Annotated in this window: 13 protein-coding genes, 1 riboswitch and 1 other annotated feature; of the genes, 9 read left to right on the forward strand and 4 right to left on the reverse strand. The window is 40.7% G+C overall.

Features of this window, described 5'->3' with window-relative positions; genetic code table 11:
• Positions 1–113: 113 nt before the first annotated feature.
• The 3 genes from SB775_RS09740 to brnQ form a co-directional block, all read right to left on the reverse strand.
• The gene (locus tag SB775_RS09740; protein ID WP_081108671.1) at positions 114–350 is read right to left on the reverse strand and encodes a DMT family transporter; all 237 of its coding nucleotides are present in this window, start codon (positions 348–350) and stop codon (positions 114–116) included.
• Between the two features lie 392 nt (positions 351–742).
• Entirely contained in the window at positions 743–1,675 is a 933-nt protein-coding gene (locus SB775_RS09745; protein ID WP_089362556.1) for an aldo/keto reductase, read from the reverse strand.
• Between the two features lie 120 nt (positions 1,676–1,795).
• Positions 1,796–3,130, reverse strand: coding sequence for a branched-chain amino acid transport system II carrier protein (brnQ, locus tag SB775_RS09750; RefSeq protein WP_410861460.1), 1,335 nt, complete (start codon positions 3,128–3,130; stop codon positions 1,796–1,798).
• 96 nt (positions 3,131–3,226) lie between these two features.
• Positions 3,227–3,474: a binding site (T-box leader), on the reverse strand.
• Between the two features lie 210 nt (positions 3,475–3,684).
• On the opposite strand from brnQ, the gene SB775_RS09755 reads away from it, so the two are divergent.
• The 5 genes from SB775_RS09755 (at position 3,685) to SB775_RS09775 (ending at position 11,095) form a co-directional block, all read left to right on the forward strand.
• The gene (locus SB775_RS09755; RefSeq protein WP_164468807.1) at positions 3,685–3,858 is read left to right on the forward strand and encodes a hypothetical protein; all 174 of its coding nucleotides are present in this window, start codon (positions 3,685–3,687) and stop codon (positions 3,856–3,858) included.
• Positions 3,859–4,356: 498 nt separating this feature from the next.
• Complete coding sequence (locus tag SB775_RS09760; protein ID WP_284471920.1) at positions 4,357–7,098, forward strand: GTPase domain-containing protein; 2,742 nt, start codon at positions 4,357–4,359, stop codon at positions 7,096–7,098.
• Positions 7,099–7,195: 97 nt separating this feature from the next.
• A riboswitch (SAM riboswitch) is annotated at positions 7,196–7,301 on the forward strand.
• Between the two features lie 116 nt (positions 7,302–7,417).
• The gene (locus SB775_RS09765; protein ID WP_410861461.1) at positions 7,418–8,530 is read left to right on the forward strand and encodes a sugar ABC transporter substrate-binding protein; all 1,113 of its coding nucleotides are present in this window, start codon (positions 7,418–7,420) and stop codon (positions 8,528–8,530) included.
• Positions 8,531–8,586: 56 nt separating this feature from the next.
• Positions 8,587–10,089 (forward strand): sugar ABC transporter ATP-binding protein, encoded by a 1,503-nt coding sequence (locus tag SB775_RS09770; protein WP_410861462.1) that lies wholly within the window; start codon positions 8,587–8,589, stop codon positions 10,087–10,089.
• A gap of 1 nt (position 10,090) precedes the next feature.
• Positions 10,091–11,095 carry an ABC transporter permease gene (locus SB775_RS09775; RefSeq protein WP_410861463.1) on the forward strand — a complete coding sequence of 335 codons (1,005 nt, stop codon included), beginning with the start codon at positions 10,091–10,093 and terminating at the stop codon, positions 11,093–11,095.
• A 544-nt stretch (positions 11,096–11,639) separates the two neighbouring features.
• On the opposite strand, the gene SB775_RS09780 is transcribed toward SB775_RS09775, so the two are convergent.
• Positions 11,640–11,996 carry a hydrolase gene (locus SB775_RS09780; RefSeq protein ID WP_410861464.1) on the reverse strand — a complete coding sequence of 119 codons (357 nt, stop codon included), beginning with the start codon at positions 11,994–11,996 and terminating at the stop codon, positions 11,640–11,642.
• Between the two features lie 187 nt (positions 11,997–12,183).
• Here SB775_RS09780 and SB775_RS09785 point away from each other — a divergent pair, with 187 nt between their 5' ends.
• The 4 genes from SB775_RS09785 (at position 12,184) to qoxA (ending at position 17,220) form a co-directional block, all read left to right on the forward strand.
• Positions 12,184–12,903, forward strand: coding sequence for a hypothetical protein (locus SB775_RS09785; protein ID WP_410861465.1), 720 nt, complete (start codon positions 12,184–12,186; stop codon positions 12,901–12,903).
• Positions 12,904–13,105: 202 nt separating this feature from the next.
• Positions 13,106–14,341, forward strand: a complete 1,236-nt coding sequence (locus SB775_RS09790) for a S1C family serine protease (RefSeq protein ID WP_410861466.1) — start codon at positions 13,106–13,108, stop codon at positions 14,339–14,341.
• Positions 14,342–14,610: 269 nt separating this feature from the next.
• The gene (locus SB775_RS09795; protein ID WP_061461379.1) at positions 14,611–14,925 is read left to right on the forward strand and encodes a hypothetical protein; all 315 of its coding nucleotides are present in this window, start codon (positions 14,611–14,613) and stop codon (positions 14,923–14,925) included.
• Positions 14,926–16,281: 1,356 nt separating this feature from the next.
• Complete coding sequence (qoxA, locus tag SB775_RS09800; RefSeq protein ID WP_089362569.1) at positions 16,282–17,220, forward strand: cytochrome aa3 quinol oxidase subunit II; 939 nt, start codon at positions 16,282–16,284, stop codon at positions 17,218–17,220.
• Positions 17,221–17,266 lie beyond the last annotated feature (46 nt).

Genomic DNA, 17,266 nt, shown 5'->3' on the forward strand with positions numbered 1-17,266 from the left:
AAAGCACACCTTTGCATTCAGATTTTCTTCTTTAAAGGATAACGTAAATCATGCTGGGTAGACAAGGGGAAAAGACAAGAAAGTGTTAGGGGGTTTGAAATTCTGTACATTTTTTACAAGTTTTTCATGACGGCAGCTGGGTATTCTTTTTTCTTTTTACTTGTCAGATAGACACCAATGAAGGCAAGGAGACCGTCCAGGAGTTGGACCAAAGTAATCGGTTGACCTAAAAGTAGGTTAAGAATGGCGGTAAAAACAGCAATCAGATTTAGATAAATTCCAGCCTGGCTTGCATTGATATGACGAAGGGAAATATTCCAGAAAATAAAGGGGCCAACAGATGGGAAGATTCAAATGTATATGAGTCCTGTGAGCTGGAAAATATCCGGAAGGTGTCAATAAAGATATGATAAGTCCGAGTGCATGGAGGGCTGAAATTTTCTCCTTTAGCAGCAATCTCCATTATTTCCATACACTCCTCCAATTTGGCTTTTGAATCCATTGTCGAAAATGTAATTATCGGCCCAGAACAGATTGGCCAAGATGAGAAAAAATAAAATAACAATAGATTTTTTCATCAGGCTGTCTCTTCCTTAATTAGTAGAATATTCACTAAATATAGCGAAAATAGAAGATCCTAATCATCTAGTAATGTAAGACGTTCAATTAAGGTTAGGAATAAAGATGGGATAAATCAAGAAAAGGCTGCTCAACAGTGCTGAACAGCCTTTCCTTCTATATACTAAGCGAAAATGGCACTGATTTCGGCGATTTCATCCATGGTTAGATTGACATCCAATGCTTTTAAGTTGCGTGTGACCTGTTCTGGCTTTTTCGCTCCGGGAATCAGGACATCTACCGAGTGCCGAGTTAAATACCAAGCTAGTACCACATCGGCGACATCGGCATGCTTCCTGTTGGCGATTGCCCGTACCTCTTCCACTTTTTGCAGGTTGCTTACAAAGGCTTGTCCTTGGAAAAGCGGACTTTTTGCCCGGCCGTCCTCGAATGTTGATTCTTGATTATATTTGCCGCCGAGAAGACCGGAAGCAAGGGGGAAATAAGGAATGAAGGAGATATTATTTTCGGCTGTATATGGCAGTAGGTCTTGTTCTGCCTCCCGTTTGAATAGATTGTACTCGGATTGCAGGACATCGACATAGCCGTCTTTATTCGCTTCCTTCAATTGTTCGAACGAAAAGTTCGAGACTCCGATTGACTTGATTTTGCCTGCATCCTTCAATTCCTTTAAGGCACCTACTGCTTCATCTTTAGGAGTACCCTCATCAGGGAAATGGATATAGAATAAGTCGATGTAGTCTGTTTGGAGCCTTTTTAGACTCGAATCCACGGCATTTTTCAGAAAAGCCGGAGAGTTATCAAAGACGATATTGCCATCGGAAAATTTATGTGCCCCTTTAGTGGCAAGTACGATATCCTCGCGTTTGCGACTCTCTTTAAGGATTTCACCGATAAGTTCTTCTGAGCGCTCCGGACCGTAAATGTAAGCTGTATCCCAAAAGTTAATTCCTTCATCAAGTGCCGTTCTCAAGACGTCCCTTCCTGTATCCTCGCTTAGATTAGGGAATAGGTTATGTCCGCCAATGGCATTCGTTCCAAGGCCAATCGGATTTACATACAAATCTGTTTTACCAATACGAGTTTGTTTAGACATATTACTTATCATCTCCTTTAACCCCATCATAACAAAAAGTGGATGGTGTTTTCCAAAATAAAGCAATGCAGGCCGTCCAAAAAATAAGCAGATGATCTGTAAAATCATCTGCTTCCCTCATTATAATAATGTTTTGATTTCCAACTCCTCAGCTGGAGCTGTTTGTCCGATTTGACTGAGCAGAATGCCAAGGGCTGTACCGACGAGAGCAGGGATGACCCACTCCATGCCGTAAGCGGAAAGGGGAAGGACATCAGTCAAGGTTTGCACGGGTCCTAATTGTAAGCCGAAAGCATTCAGCCCATCCATCAAGGCGAAAACTCCTGTGAAAGTCATTGCACTGCGATAAACCTTCTTCGGGTTTTTGAAATGACGGCTGAAGAATGTCAGGACAATCAGGACGATCGTTAACGGATAAGCCATCACAAGGAATGGTACCGATACTTTCAGAATTTGATTCAGACCCATATTTGAAAGGATGAAACCGACGATTGTTACAATCAGAATGACGCTTTTGTAGTTCAGCTTGGGAAAAAGTTTCGAGAAGTACTGTCCGCAAGCGGTCGTCAATCCGACGACGGTGGTGAAACATGCTAAAGTGAAAATGATGCCGAGAAGGGCCTTCCCGCCAGTTCCAAGTAAAAGGGTGGATGCGACTGTGAGGATATCCGTTCCGTTTTCGAATGACCCATCGGCTGCCATGCGTGCTCCCATTATACCTAAGGAGATATAGACTAATGAAAGCAATACACCAGCGATGAGACCCGCTTTTACTGTATATCTCGTCAATTGTTTTCGATCGGAAATCCCTCTTTGCTGGATTGAAGTAAGGATGACGATCCCAAATGCCAGGGCAGCTAAAGCATCCATCGTGTTGTACCCTTCAATGAACCCTTTCGAAAATGCTCCTGCTGCATATGCGTCTGTTGGAGCTTTGAATGGAGCATCAAGCTTTACGAATCCGACAGCACAGAGAATGACCATGGACAAAAGCAGAATAGGTGTAATCCAGCGTCCCATGAAGGTTTCCATTTTTTTTGGATTCAATGAAATGGCATAAACGATGATGAAAAATATGGTTGTGAATATGAATAGGAACAGGGATTGATTCATTGAGTCACCAAGATATGGCTTGAAGCCCATTTCATAGGCGACATTCGCATTCCGTGGAATGGCTAGAAAAGGTCCGATGCTTAAATAAATGACAACCATGAACAACGTGCTGAATAGAGGATGTACACGTGCCCCGATAGTTTGTGCCCCGCCTTTAACAAGTGAGACGGCGAGAAGCACTAAAATTGGCAGGCCGACTCCAGTGGCGATAAAACCGGTAATGGCTGGCCAAAAAGAAGTTCCCGAAGACGCCCCTAAAAATGGGGGGAATATAAGATTCCCGGCTCCGAAGAACATTGAGAAAAGCATTAGGCCGATAAATAATGTGTCTGTTTTTTTCATGGTGATTCTCCTTTTTTTAAAATGATAACTCCCGCCGACTGGCCTGAAAAAGGCTATTTTAAGTGTTTTGTGCAAATAAAAAACTCGCCCCTGAAAATCAGGGACGAGTTTGTGCTCGCGTTACCACCCATATTCCGCACTTCATAAGAAGCTGCGGCACTCAGTCAACGTACGAATTCATACGTGATCCATTGTAACGGCGGAAACCCGTCAAAGCCTACTGCATTTTCAGCTTTGCATCTCAGAGATGATTTTCGGATAGGCCTTGGACATCGACTTCCACCAAATGTCGACTCTCTGTGGAACAGGGTACTAATCTTACTCTTTCTCTTCATAGATTTTATAATATAAAGATAATTTAGCAAATTCTGATTATGAAGTCAACATAATTTATCATTTCATTATTCCTTTTAAGCAGGGAATTAGTCCTCCGTTGGCGAAACTTCCTTTATCGAGGGGTATTTTTTGCAAAAAGAATCGGATATAACTCCCTATTATCTTTCTAACCGCAACTATATTATAATAGAAGGCAGAACACTAAAGGAGACAACATTATGTCTGAAAATAAAAAGTTAAGCCTGGCGGATGCAGTCAAACAAAAACTGGCTCAAAAGCAAGCAGGATCAAGTAAAGATAAACTGGAAACCGGCGTAGTGAAGAAAACGAAACAGCTTAAAAGCCAGTTGACCAAAAAGCCGAATAACCAACGTAAGCGTACAGGGGTATAATCCTAATTTGTCAATGGACAATGACTGTTCGGAGCTTATCAGAGAGCAGTTACCTTTCACGAATGAGGGTGCTGCTTTTTTATGTGAACGATTAAATGGGATATTAGTAATGAGTGGGGTAGAGGATTTGTCTTATTACCGTTTTTAGTTTTAGGTAGTTAAAGGGCTGGACTTCTGGTAATTTAGATGTATAAAGAATGGTTCGCTAAACTTTTCAGATACCGGTTAAACTAGAAAAAACATAATTTCTCGAATATGGAAATGACATCTCTGTATCGGTTCATTAAAATCATTACAGTTCCATTCGTTTCTGTTTTAAAATTGTAAGAGTGGTGACATGTTGTTACCATATTGTTTTGTTAAAATAACATTTTAAGGTTTACAAATGATTTTCTTAACTAAAGGAACCTATTAATTGCATGTTAGGGCTTCTTGACTGCTTTTCAAATTAGTGATTATCCTTTAATTGAAAATATGAAATATATCGGGGGAATAAAGATGGACGAACGGCTGATCGGGAAAAAATATTATGAAACGATGATTGAGGATACAAGGAAACACCCCATTCAAGCTTTGGGTGAAATGTTTCTCGTGGAACAAAAAAAAGAAAGAGCGGATTTAACGGCAATTCGATTCGCTCAAGGTGAAGTATACTTTCAGCACCATGACTTTGAAGCAGCCATTTTTAAATGGGAAAACATAGAAGGTGAACTTGGTTCATGGGCGAAGAAAAACATCGCTGATGCTTATTTTGAACTGGAAATGTATTCAACCGCAGAGGATATTTATAAATCCGTCGATACGAATGAAGCGGTTTTGAAAACGGAGGTTCTTTTGCAACTGTTTTCCCTTTACATAGTTGAATCTAGAAATGATTTGGCTTCCAAAGTCGTGAAAGAAGCAGTAGAGTTTCAACCTGACTATCCGAATGTCACGGAAATCGCACGAGCCTTTTTTGAAGAACAAAAGGATTGGAACAGTGCGGTGGTATTAGCGGCGAATGAAAGTATCCGTACAGAATCAATGGGCTGGTTCGATGTGCTGAAAACGTATATCCAGCAGGGGGTTGCCCAATCGATGGATCCGGACTACTTTTCAACTGTCCTTGGTTCGCTATACACACTTGACCAGGGGCGTTTCGAAAAGGTGACGGTTGCCCTCTGGAAAAATTATAAATATACCGATTCTTATTTTGAATGGCTAAGAGTGATTAATAACTTGATAGATACAATCGAATTAAACCAAGGGGATGTATGGGATGAGCTTTCCGTCTATTACAGGGATGCATATGCAGGCCTGTTGGAAGGAACGCACCTAATCAAAGATTTAAGCCCTGTCGTGCCAAGGTTGCTGGAAAACTGGCTGAAAATCGCAGATGGGGAGCTTTCGCTGTTTGCGGCGGCATCCGCGCTGTCCTGGAATGAAATCTTCCCGGATACGATTAATGCGCTGGTCATTCAGGATGCAGAAAGCCTGCTTTCGAAATCGCCTAAATTGGGAGGCGGACTGGAAGCGGGAGAGAAACTGTTCAATTCTATCATCCAATGGGCTGAAGAGAATGATTTAAGGGTTGGCAATAAGCTTAAATGGATGGTCGAGGGGCTTAAGGATACCGGAAATTTCAATCTTCTTCTTGTGGGAAGTACAGGAAATGGCAAGACATCCTTTATACAGTCAATAGTTGGCGAGAGCATCGCTGCCGAAGATCATTCTTCACTAGTCAGCGTCAAAGACGGGGATGATTTGGAAATCCTTGAAATTACCGATACAGATAGCAAGGTTGTCATGGAGCTAACTGAATTGGATGAAACACGCCGCCAGCGCGGGACTATTGTCGATGTGACGCTTATTAGTGACTATCTTAGAAATAATCGTCTGCGATTATTGGATACACCGGGGTTCAATGGGGAAAAAAGCGTGGAATCGGATTTCCAAGGCTATTTACATGGCAGTGATGGCCTGATGTTCGTTCTTGATGCCCGGGCGCCTTTCACCGGTAGTGAACGGGACCTGTTATTGGAAATTCAAATGATGGCTCCGAAACTGCCGATTCATTTCTTATTAAATAAAATGGATACGATATACAGTGATCAAGTCGCGGTCCGGATGGAAGACGAAACATGGGATAAAGTGAATGCATATTTCCCGAATGCGAAAGTGTTCGCTTTCTCTAAACTTTATGACAGCAAGCAGCAGTTGAATGACCTTTCTGCATTCCTTCAATCGAATTATCAAGATGATAATTGGAAAGAAAGAAGGTCTGAAAAAATCCTTGCTTTCATTCGTAAAACTTTATCTTATCTGTTAGAAAAACGGACAGCCAATGAACGGAAATGCGAGCATTCCATCTCTTGGAATGAACAGATGGAAGTCAAATTGAATGGTGCGGTCAATCAACTGGCTGATTTAGAAAAAGAAAAAAGTGAAAATATCATAAGGTCGTACCGTGTGCTTAAGGATGAAGTGAAAAGTCAGCTTTCTTCTAAAATTCCTGAATTACTGAGGGATTGCTCTAAATCGTTAACGGAAAGCAGTGATTTCAGTCAGGTCCATATACAGTTGAACCATGAAATGAATGAGCGGATTCAAGCCTTCATTTCTGACAAGATCATGCCTCAATATTACCGTTCTCTTCAAGATTGGATTGCTAGTTCCCAAATGGAGTTCTCACAAAGCCAACAGTTTATGGATGAGATGAGTGCCGGATTCAATGAATTATACAAAGAAGAACGGATTATGCTGGCAGGTGACTTCAGGGTATTGGATGACTGGCGCCGTGATGCCGACAGGATGACAAGCAGTATCCGCATCGATGACGTTAATATCCTTTTGCGAAGGACTCCATCACAATTGCTGCTTAAAGGAGCAGGAAAGCTGTTTGGGGCAATACCGCAAAATAAAGCCAATATGTACAATCGTTATAAGAAATACTTGGAAAGTGAAGATTACCAGGATGTTGCGGAAATGATCACTGAACGCTTCCTTACCCAATTTGGATTGTTTGAAAAATCTTTAGATCGGGACATCTCACTTTTCTATCGCAGCTCATTTGCCTTACTTCAAAAAACAATAGAGCAAACGCAGACTGAAATTAAAGACTACCAGGCTGCATTGGAGCATATGAAAGAAAATCCGGAAGTTTACCGTGATCCGATCACTGTGTTCGAAGTGAAACTACGTCAGTTGGAGAGACTTGAAAAAATTGAGAAAAAGCGTCTAGCCCAGCTTCAAAGAAAATAAAAAGTAGCAGGAAACATTTCAAATATTCGAAAAACTATTGACTTTACGACTATATCCCTATAAAGTGATAATTACGAAAAACGTAACACGATATATTCTCTTATCAAGAGTGGCGGAGGGACTGGCCCTAAGATGCCCAGCAACCGTTCCATTAGGAATTGGTGCTAAATCCTGCAAAACAGAAATGTTTTGACAGATAAGAGAGGGATAAGTCTGCAATACAGCTGATTAAACCTCTCTATTACTAGAGAGGTTTTTATTTTATGATTTACACCAACTTAACTGATAAGAATAATAGGAGAATGTGGAGGGAAACAAGATGGGAAGATCTATTAAAGGGATATTCGTTTCAGCCATCGCTTCGGCGTTGCTTTTAACGGGTTGTTCTACAGGACAGAGTTCCACAGAATCGAAGAAAGAAGAAAAAGTATCATTTGAAAATGTACCGGAAAGATTTGCTGATGGGGAAGGGGCCAAAATCAAAGTGATCCGTAAAATTGGCGGTGATGATCATACGGCCCAATACCTTGCTGGAGCGAAGGAAGAAGGAGAAGCAATGGGCTTTCAAGTGGATACGTATACAGCCAATGGGGATACGGCTAAATTCCATGATGCGATCGCGCAGGCTTTGCAGGAAGATTATGACGGCTATATCATCTCCCATGGTGATGATGCAGCAACAGTGAATGACGTTCAAAAGTTGGTTGATGCAGGTAAAAGCGTTGTCACATTCGATTCAAATAGCGATTTATCTAAAATAGAAGGTGTGACATTAACTTCACAGGATGATGAAGCGCTGGCAACACTGGCTTTCGATAAACTGATAAAAGTACAGAAAGGTGAAGCGGCGATTGCTTACCTTTGGGTGGATGGTTTTCCTCCAATGGTGAGAAGAAATTCAGTTTATCAGGAAAAATTAAAAGAAAACCCTGGAATTAGGGAAGTCGAAAGATTCGGAGTGGCATCTGCAGATACTTCGGTTCAAACACAAAATGCAGTAGCCGCAATGCTGAATAAATACCCAAAAGGTAAATTGGATGCCATTTTCGCAACATGGGATGCCTTCGCTATCGGTGCCGCCCGGGCGATTAAAGAAGCGGGCCGCGATGAAGTGAAGATATACGGAATTGATGTATCGAATGCAGATCTTCAGGAAATCCAATCGGCCGCTAGCTCATGGTCCTACACGGCAGCCGTCGATCCCAAGTTGATTGGTGCAGTGAATATGAGGATATTGGCAAAAAAATTAGCGGGCGAAAAAACACCGCAAACCTATGACTTAGAGGCTTCACTTATTTCACAAAAGCAAATCCAAGCCTCAAAAGAAGCCGTTAACATGGCAAATCTGTCTGGTATTGTCGAAGGATGGGGTGTATCAACGGAATTTGAAGAAGATTGGATGAAAGTTTTGAAAGCTCATTATAAAAAGTAAAAGGGGACACTCTCTTGCAAGTGAAGGGAGTGTCTGTTCAATAAGGGGGAATGGACATGGGCACGCAACTAGAAATGAAGAAAATCTCGATTGAATTTCCAGGAGTGAAGGCGCTTAGTGAAGTTGACTTTTCTATACAATCAGGGGCAACCCACGCATTGGTCGGTGCAAACGGAGCAGGGAAATCGACGTTAATGAAGGTTTTATCGGGAGCCCATGTTCATTATTCAGGTGACATTTTTATTGATGGGATAAAGCAGAATATCCGCTCGCCCAAAGCGGCGCAGGAACAGGGTATTCAAATAGTTTATCAGGAAGTAGATACGGCCCTCATCCCTTATTTAACCGTTGGGGAAAATATAATGTTGAATGATATGGTCCAAAACATGGGAAAAAAACAGATAGTTCAATGGAAAGAGCTGCACAACCAAGCCTCTTTAATTCTTGAAGATATGAAAATTCGTGTCCCTTCGAAAAAGCTGGTAAGAGACCTTACCTTGGCTGAAAAACAGATGGTCCTGATAGCAAGAGCCGTTTCGACAGAATGCAAATTCCTGATTCTCGACGAACCAACTGCTCCGTTAAGTCATATAGAAACGACAGAACTTTTTCGAATTGTAAATGAATTAAAGCAAAAAGGTGTTGGAGTCATTTTCATTTCACATCGTCTGCCTGAGATTTTTGAAATCTGTGAGGAAATTACGATCATGAGGAATGGGGAGCTTGTCACTTGTCGAAAGATGGAAGACATCACCTGTAACGAAGTGATAGAGAATATGCTAGGGAAAACCATGGATGAACAGTTCCCTGAAGTGAATTCTTCGATTGGCGACGTTATTCTGGAAGTGAAGGGATTGTCAGATACAGAGAAAGTTAAAAATGTCAGTCTGCATATTAAAGCAGGGGAGATAATCGGCTTGGCAGGGTTGGTCGGGTCTGGGAAAACGGAGTTGTGTAAAAGCCTTTTCGGTCATACTTCGATTACAGCAGGTGAAATCATCCTAAATGGCCGAAAGCTTTCTTTGAAATCACCGCACCAAGCAGTAAAAAGCGGTCTGGCACTTATACCTGAGGAACGCAGGAAAGAAGGGGTCCTTGTTCAGGAATCAGTATCGGCGAACTTGACTGCAGCCAGTATCGGCAAATTCTGCAAGACATTCAGTTTTGTGGATCGTAAGGCGGAAATGGAAAAAGCGAAGGAAATGATCGCAAGTCTCGGCATAAAAACTCCTTCCGGGGAGGTGAAAGTAGAAAACCTTTCAGGTGGTAACCAGCAAAAGGTTGCCATTGGAAAATGGCTTATAGCCGATGCGGATGTATACATATTCGATGAACCAACGAAAGGTGTCGATGTTGGAGCCAAGAAGGATATATTCGAAATGATTGCAAAGCTTGCGAGGGATGGGAAAGCGATCATTTATGCATCATCCGAGCTCTCCGAAATCATTGGCATTACTAACCGGACATACGTGTTATATGACGGGAGCACTGTCATCGAACTAGAAACAAGCAAAACGAATGAAGAAGAACTACTATTCTATTCAACAGGAGGAAATTAGGATGAGTACACCCATTTCTGTTACACAGACAGCGAAAGCGAAGAAAAAGGTGGACCTGTTCGAATTTTTCTATAAATACGGCACAATATTAACGATTGTCATTCTAATTGGAATTTTTGCCGTGTCCAATCCATCTTTCATTCAAACTACTAATCTGATCAACATCCTGCGTTCTATCTCAATCGTGACCATCATTGCGATCGGCATAACGATATCCTTGACAGTGAATGGGTTCGACCTTTCCGTCGGCTCCGTCGCATCATTGGCCAATGCCATAGTCATATCAATGTTTGTCTGGTTTTCACAGGATACATTCATCGCCATATTAGCTGCAATCGGTGCCTCACTTGTCGTAGGGGCTTTGAATTCATTCATGATCGTTAAATTGAGAATTCCCGACATGCTAATGACATTGGCTACGATGTTCATTATCCAGGGAATTGCCCTTACCTATACAAAAGGGGCAACGGTTTCGCAAAATATGGTCATGCCCGATGGGACATTCGCAACAGGACTGATCAGCCCGTTTTTCGCCAAAATTGGCCAAGTACCATGGATAATCCTGATCATGGCAGTCATTGTGATAGCGACCCATATCTTTTTGACTTATACGAAGCACGGTCGTTATATGTACATGATTGGGGGAAATAAGGAAGCGGCGAGACTTTCCGGGATATCGGTTAATAAATACAAAATCCTTGCCTATCTGCTTTCAGCTCTATTAGCTGCAATCGGGGGGATTGTCCTAGCTTCAAGGGTCATGACATCAGAAATCAATTCAGGGTCCCCCTATTTAATGGATGCCGTTGCAGCAGCCTTCATTGGTTCCTCCGTTTTAGGAGCGGGAAAACCGAATGCCTTTGGAACCTTTGTCGGTGCAGTCCTGATCGGAATCCTTCAAAATGGTTTGATCATGATGTCCGTTCCGTATTATGCTATGGATATCGTCAAAGGAACAGTGCTGGCCCTTGCGCTCGCGGTAACTTATTATAAACAAAAACACTAAAATGAATCTATCACCTTAAATTATTAAGAGGCCGTTTCCCATTTAGGATAAGGGGTAGACATTGTCCTTATTAGATTCTTCTTGCAAGAATCCTGTAATTTTGAATTTTGAATAAAGATTGATAAAAATCCTGTTGGATATGAACAGGATTTTTTCGTTGGCACCTAAAGGGCGGGGTAATCGAGATAAGAATTTCGTTTATGTATCGTCTTCATTTTACTTTATCACCTCTTATAATAAAGTCGCCAAAAGCAATTATAAAAGAAGGCGGAGCTAGTTCGATAACCGCAAATGATGCTAGTTGCTGAGGGTTGAGAAATTGGGTGCAGCGGCTCCCCAGCTGATGGTCAGAATGCTTCTTTTAGAAAAGGCTGAAATAAAACGTCCAGAAAAATGCTAAGCAAAGATACTCGCCCCAAATAAAAACTTATATGATAGACCTCCAGATTTTTATTCAGAACACCATCATAATATTGTTAAGGGATAACACCAACTGATTTTCAAAAAAACAGAACCTTTAAATTTCAGGTTCTGTTCCTATTGGTTATTTGAACTTTTGCACTTCTTCTTTTCCCTCGAATTTGTTGTCTTTCAATATGCCGATTTCTTCGATATGGTTTCGTGCCGTTTCATCGCCAAATTTATATATGAGGGCATAAAGCTTTTTCATGGCTGCATCGTATTTATCATTTGCCCGGTCATGATGATAGAGAAGGTAGGGGACATGTGAACGGGCATATGCCTCCAGGTCATCTGTCCGGTGTTCCTCCAAGCATTGTTTCAATTCTGCCAGTTCCTCATCAGTTACGTGTACAGTGAAGCTCGGGTTCTCTTCAAGTTTTTGTCCGAGTACGTCGCCGCTGACCAAATCGACATGATAGGTCTGTTTGTCCTGCCTCATTCTACTCATCATCCTTTCAACCGTTTATCTTTCTGTACCACTTTTTGTAAAAAGATAATCATAAAAGTCAACATTTCCTTAATGAAAATGATAGGAAATAGAGGTATCGGATTTCTTATCAAAGGGTTTAAGATGGATGTATAGAATAATATGGGGGAGTATCTTTGGAAAAGTGAGGAGTGATGTAGTGAAGAGAACATTCATGGTTATTTTTTTGATGTTGATTGCTTCAGGCTGCGTAACAAGGAATTATGATTCCAATATGGATTTGGGGAAAAGTCAGTTGAATGAGGAAAATTATTTAGAAGCCCACGAGGCATTTGAATTAGCTTATAAAGAAGCAAAAACACCGGAAGTAAGAGAATTAATGGATCTTTCAGGTTTTCTGGCGAGTGGAATGAAGAAATACGACGAACAGGATTTTGATTCGGCCCAAAGAGATTTTCAAGAAGCAGCCACATATAAGGCAAAATACCAGGAAGGTAAACTAATGGTTTTAAAGGCGGCGGAAATGCATCCGGTATCAGGCCCAGCCACTATAGAAACCGTAGAGGGGAATGACGAAGTGGAACCGATGGAGGAAGCAAGTAAAGAAGGGACCATTGGATCCGAATTAGAAGATAAGGCGGCAACGGATACAAAAGCTGAGACGGTAAAAGGAAAAGAAGAGAGTGAGGATTCGGTTAGTACCTTAAGTAAATCTCAGGCGGAGAAGCTTGTGAAGGATTACGTGGACATGGAAAATTTCCCGCATTTGCAAATAGAATATGATCATGATGCCGAAAAGGGAGATTACATTTTTCAAGTGTTCGAAGTGGATGAAGGCAGTCAGAAAAATGGCCATGCAGCCACTTGGGGATGGTATGGCGTGAATAAGGAGACAAAAGAAGTGTATGAAGTCATGTAAAGGTATATATAACGGTCGAATTGAAAAGGGGCCCATGTTGAGGCCTTTTTGTTTTCTAGCATGCCAAACATCATATAGCAGGATGTGATAAAATTTTATATTTTTTATAAAAAGGTCACTTATTTCTTTATTTCTTAAGAATTTTTTAATAATTACTGTATATGATTGAGCCAAGTAAATGACAATCATAGGAGGGATAAAGATGGAGAATTATAATGGTGATGAGCAAGCCAGAGTGAAGACAGAAAGGAAGAAGGGTAAGTCCTTTTTGCTAACTGGCCTTGTTTCCGGAACAGTTGCTTCTATTGTTACATCTTCTGTATTTGTATTTGGCGGGGATTTTATAGATCAAGGGAAAGGTTCCGTGAATGAGTCAACCCAAAAGGCGGGTGTAGAGCAAACGGAAAACGTTGAAAAGGATAGAAGTGTCACGGCAGAAAAGTTATCGACAAGTACGGATTCAAATGATAGGGCAGAGATGGTGGAATCAGCATCCAAATCGATTGTAGGGGTCGTGAATTTACAAGAGATGCAAAACCAGGACCCATTCCAGCAGCAAAGCACGAAAAGCGAAACGGTTGCGAGCGGCACTGGTTCAGGGGTCATTTTTAAAAAGGCAAATGGGAAGGCCTATATCATTACGAACAATCATGTTATTGAGGGAGCAAAGAAAGTCGAAATTTCATTATATGATGGACAAAAGGCAACTGCAGTGGTTGTCGGGGCGGATGCTTTGACGGACTTAGCGGTTTTGACAATTGATGCCTCGAAAGCACCTGATGGAATTAAATTCGGGAATTCTGATAGCATGCGTCCAGGTGAAGAAGTATTGGCGATTGGTAATCCTCTTGGACTTGACTTTTCACGTTCGGTTACACAAGGGATCGTCAGTGCGACCGGACGCTCCATTTCAGTCGATACATCGGACGGTGAGTGGGAACTTGATGTCCTTCAAACAGATGCTGCGATTAACCCTGGCAATAGCGGCGGGGCATTGATCAATACAGCTGGGGAAGTGATAGGCATAAACAGCTTGAAGATTTCCGAAAATGGTGTGGAGGGCCTAGGTTTTGCCATACCAAGTAATGATGTGATTCCGGTTGTTACGGAACTGATTGAAAACGGAAAAATCACGCGCCCGTATTTAGGAGTAAGCTTGGCCAGTATAGAAGAACTGCCACAGTATTACCTACAAAATGTTCCTGAAGCTGCAAAGTCGGGTGTCATGGTTACAAGTATTGAAGCGGGATCGGCAGCAGCGAATGGAGGGCTTAAGCAACAGGATATCATCGCGGAGATTGATGGAACGAAAATAAATACGGCAGCAGAATTAAGGAAAGTCTTATACACGGATAAGAAAATCGGAGATAAAGTGAAGGTTAAAGTGTATCGGGGGGCGGAAAAGAAAACGTTAACGATAACCTTGCAGAAATCATAGAAAGATGTATGGCCCCTGATAAATTCATCAGGGGTCATTTATTTGATATTGAAGTCAAAAAGTTTTTAAAAGTATAGAAAAGGATAGTATTGGAAAAATTGATAGTGTATTTATACTGTTTTACAGATTTTTCATATAGTCTTGAATACCTAAAAGTGAATAGTGGCGTCTTCTATTTGTCAAGGTTTTCATTGTGGATATGTTAAAAAATAGAAAAGATTTGACAAATTTGTGAAATGTCATAAAATAGAAAGAAAGGGGATGAAATAATGGAAACTAATCAGAAGATGATGGATGCAGTGAAGTGGGTATCAGGCACAGGTTGTGTAATCGGGATTTTAATTTTTAGTTTAAGTTTTTTTGTAAGCGATTACAACAAGGATTATTTATTAACCGCTGTTGGGATGGCCATTACACTAAGCGCAGCTGCCATTTTTCTAGTTGGTATATTTTTTGTCCTGACAGAAGAAATGGTGATGAACACAAAAAAGGGTGAAAGAGTTGTACCGGATACAACTAAAGTTATAAAATTAAAATCAAAAGCTATTCCTAAAACAAAAAGGAGTACCGAATACAGTAACTAAAAAAGGACAATCATTCCTGTTCTGAAAGAAAGGCCACACGACACCAAGAGCAACGGCTGTAAGAACATGGAGAATAGGAACCCCATTGTATATCCACGAAGAAATAATAGTTTCATACTCGTATTACATCATTCCTTACAGGTAGATGAGGCTAGAACCCGGAATGCTTGTGAAGAATCAGCTGTCGGTATGGTAGCGAAGTTGTATTCGGGAACTTTGGAATTGAGAGTAGGCCAATACTCTGAATTTTAAAGGGTCGCTTGAAATATTACTTGGTGCATAACGAGTACTTCAGAAAATTGTACACGATTAAAATGTAACCAAACGATAACCCAAGTGCACTAACGAATGAAAGCGTATTCAATAACCCAAATCCCAGCTGACTTACAATATGTGTACATTCGATGTGCTTGGCCATCCAAACCAAACTTGCCCACATTCCTAAATGAAAAGTTCTCACTCTACATCATGAACTATACCCACGAAAAAAAATGGACACCTTAAAATGTCCATTTTTTTTCGTTTTTTTATGTGCGTTTACTAAAAGAAATGCAGTTATCCAGTGTGTTTCTTTTATGCTAGGCACCAAAATGCAGTTTTACTAAAAAGGACAACTGAGGTGAAGTGGTTTTTGCAATAGCATATTGGGATAATAATTGGATTAATGTCCTAAACTGCTGTTGGGGAATACTGACAGGGCAGTAAGTGTTTATTGGGGAAGTAACCCAGTTAGCAATCAAAGTGGGAAGGCAATCAAGTAATTATCATAAGGATCGGAATGTTCATTTCAGACTATTTGCTTCCATATATAGTGACCAGTGTTGGACCGTAAGGGGATTGAAGCAGAAAAAATGACATGGTGTGCACAATGCCGTTACCCACGTCCGTGGTCGAGTTAGAAAAATACGTTTTTAAATCCTGGCTAACATCGTCATCATTCACGATCCCATCGATAGTTACCTAATTAACATGATAGGTAATGGAAATCGTAGTGTTAAGAAAATTCAGATTTGCTCTTGAGGTTATGTACGTGGCGAATATATTGTAAAAATTATATTTCATTATATTAAAGTAACATTAAATGGAAAATGGAGCAGAGCTACTTTTTAATCCTAGACTCCATATGTAAGGAATTAAACACTTATTATATTTCATTTCCTTAAGGTTTTCGAACATTTCAGTTCAATTACCAACTTCTTACTGTATTTTAATGAACTTTATGTGACAGATGTCACTTTGTATTGTCTTTTTTTAAACTTGGGATTAATATTGTTATGTCGGGGTTTGTGAACATGGTAACACTTTGTCCGAATAATTACCAATAGGAATTTTATTATGTAAGAAAGGGGTAGTACTATGAAAATAAAATGGGCTTTATTAACTATACTTTTTACCATCGCCACTGTGCTAACGGGTTGCGATAACCCATTAATGGTCTTGGACCCTAAAGGGCCAGTAGCTGCAACACAAGCAGATGTCATTATGTTATCGATATGGACAATGGCCTTTGTCGTTCTTGTCGTAATCGTACTGTATGTCTTCATGATAATGAAATATCGTGCTTCCAAACAGCGTGATGATTATGAACCACCTCATATTGAAGGAAGTAAGGTTCTTGAAATAATTTGGGTTGCAATCCCAATTTTAATCGTCGCTTTCCTTTCCTTTGTTACTGTTAAAACAACAAATGAAGTAGAGGCAACACCTAAAGGATACGAAAAGCAGGAACCATTAGTTATCTACGCTTCATCTTCTAACTGGAAGTGGCACTTTAGTTATCCTGAAGAAAATATCGAAACAGTTAACTATCTGTTTTTACCGACTAACCGACCAATTGAATTTAAACTTTATTCATACGGACCAATTGCTAGTTTCTGGATTCCGCAACTTGGAGGACAAAAATATGCGATGTCTGATATGGTTACCACGTTGCACTTAGCAGCTGAAGTACCAGGTGAGTATATGGGCCGAAATTCAAACTTCAGTGGTTCAGGTTTTGCTCAGCAAACGTTCAACGTAAATGTATTGCCAAAAAAAGAATATGATAAATGGGTAAAAGAAATTAAAGCAACTGCTAAACCGATTACTAAGGATAAATTCAATAAATTACTAGAACCTGGTCATGTGGGACAATCCACGTATACTGGAACTCACTTAAAGTTTTCTCCAGCTCCAGAAGGTGAAAATTCAGGTCATCACCACGGATCATCTGATACTGAAAAAAAATCAGATGAATCTACCAAAGATTCACACGAGGAACATTCAGAACACAGCAACATGAACATGGATCATTAAGGGTTTAACTCACATTCTACTAAACAATTAGTTTTACGATAAGGAA

The organism is Peribacillus sp. SIMBA_075 (genome assembly GCF_046534585.1).